Below are 1,837 nucleotides of genomic sequence, written 5' to 3' on the forward strand. Positions count from 1 at the left end.
GGTCTGGAAGGCGAGGGTCGTGTCCCCGCCGAGGGGGTTGCCCGCCAGGTCCTTGACCCCGACGGCGAAGCCGTAGGCGGTCCCGGCCTGCCAGCCCCCGGGCGGGCCGAACACCGCGGTCCTCGAGTCGTTCCAGGCCGCCGGGCCCAGGGCCACGGCCGGGGTGGGGCTTACGACGAGCGTCTCGGGCTTGACGGGCTCGGAGAAGGTGAGGACCAGCTTGGCGGTGAGGGCCACGTCGGTGGCGCCGTCGGCGGGGAGGCTCGAGGTGAGGGTGGGCGGGGTGGTGTCGGGGCTCTGGCAGGCGGCCAGGGCCAACAGCCCGGCGAGAAGGGCCCGCGGCTTCATCCTTCACCCCCTGGCCGGGCCGGCACGAATGCGAAGCGAATGGGTTTCATGCGATTCTCCTTCCTGTCGCTGCTTGCTGGAGTTGCGCCGCTTCTTCCCGCGGCAAGACCGGCCGGGCACCCCGCGGACCGCTCCAAGTAGCTCCGGCGGGAGTTTGTCAGGGGGCAGGGTAACAAACTCCCGCCGGAGCCCTCGTTCTCCCTCTCGCTCCCGGGCATGCCGCCGCGAGGGGCGGCATGCCCGCGAGGGCCGGTCGGGGTGAATTTTGCCAAAATTCACCCCGGAGGAACTCAGTTGTCCCCCCGGGCCCCGCCCGCCGGGAGCCGGACCAGCCAGATCCGCTCGGCCCCCGAGAAGTCGTGGTCGTCGGGGTCGGGCACCTCCATCTCCAGCAGCAGGTGGGGCCCCTCGAGCGAAGCCCGGAAGACCGCGACGGCCGCCCTCTCCCCGGGCTCGTACAGCCACCCCCGGATGGCGCTCCCCCCGCCGGTGACCCCGCTGACCTCGAGGCGTTCCTCCCCGCTGCACAACCGCCCGCCCAGGTTCCCCTCCCGGTCGAGGCGCAGCTCGAGCACGCAGCCCACCCCGCCGGCCTGCCCCGCGTAAGTGCCCGGCCAGTCGGCCGGAAACTCCGGGCCGGCCTCGCCCGCGAAAAGCGGCTTGTCCATGGCTTTCTCCTTGTCGTGACGCACCCATCTTGGCCCCGGCTCCTTCCTTAGCCGTACAGGGCTTATCGTGGGGGAGGCCTGGTCAAAGGGCGGTCAAAAATACGCCGGTGGCCCGCCGCCGGGCGCCCAACGCGCGGGTGCTTTTCGTGCTCGCCAACGGCTCAGGCCGGGGGAGAGGCCGCCTGGAGGAGGGCCTCGAGCCCCGGCAGGGCCTCGCCGACTTCCAGGAAGCGCTCCTGGGCCTCCTTGTACAGCCGGGCGGCGGCCTTGGGGCTTCCGGACTGCCGGGCGGCCCGCAGGCCTAGCTGCAAGAACCCGGTGTCGTAGGGTTCCATCCCCAGCAGGATCTGGGCCAGGCGGGAGGCCTCCTGGGGGGCGCTCTCCAGCAGGGCCTCGGCCCTGGAGCGCAGGGCCTGGGTCAGGGCCTCGCGCACGCCGCCGTGCCAGCCTTCCGCCAGGCGCTCGAGGTAGGGCCCGCGCCACAGCCTTGTGTCCCCGCCCCGCAGGAACTCCTCGGCGTCGGAGTGAACCGCCCCCAGGGCGTAGCCGCCGGGGGTGCTCCGCACGGCGTCGGGGCCCAGGGTCATGCGGATGAGGTGGACCTGTTGCTTGAGCGTGGCCTTGGCCCTGGCCTCCTCGGCGGCGGGGTAGAACGCCTCGGCGAGCTCGAGCCCGCTCACCTCGGCCCTCCCGGCGACGCGGGCCTCGAGCAAGTAGCACAGGATCTCCAGGCGCTTCCGGGCGCGCAGGGGGAGGGGCTCGCCCTCCCGCTCCAGCCCCACCCCGCCCAGCACCCGGATGGTCAGCGGGCTCCGGGGGCT

Annotated in this window: 3 protein-coding genes; all 3 read right to left on the bottom strand. The window is 73.3% G+C overall.

Features of this window, described 5'->3' with window-relative positions; translation table 11 throughout:
• The coding region (locus Mterra_RS20985) for an Ig-like domain-containing domain (protein ID WP_170159780.1) at positions 1 to 348 on the bottom strand (348 nt) is incomplete at its 3' end.
• A 290-nt stretch (positions 349 to 638) separates the two neighbouring features.
• A complete protein-coding gene (locus Mterra_RS20990; RefSeq protein ID WP_119316845.1) occupies positions 639 to 1,016 on the bottom strand; it encodes a hypothetical protein in 378 nt (125 codons plus the stop codon).
• A gap of 161 nt (positions 1,017 to 1,177) precedes the next feature.
• Positions 1,178 to 1,837 (bottom strand): AfsR/SARP family transcriptional regulator (locus tag Mterra_RS22700; protein ID WP_420836710.1); only part of this gene is annotated, 660 nt, incomplete at its 5' end.

This window comes from Calidithermus terrae, assembly GCF_003574345.1.
GTDB lineage: Bacteria > Deinococcota > Deinococci > Deinococcales > Thermaceae > Calidithermus > Calidithermus chliarophilus.

Coding starts and splice junctions, on each gene's coding strand:
- Mterra_RS20990 (WP_119316845.1), bottom strand. CDS start 1,016: ATGGACAAGCCGCTTTTCGCGGGCGAGGCCGGCCCGGAGTTTCCGGCC.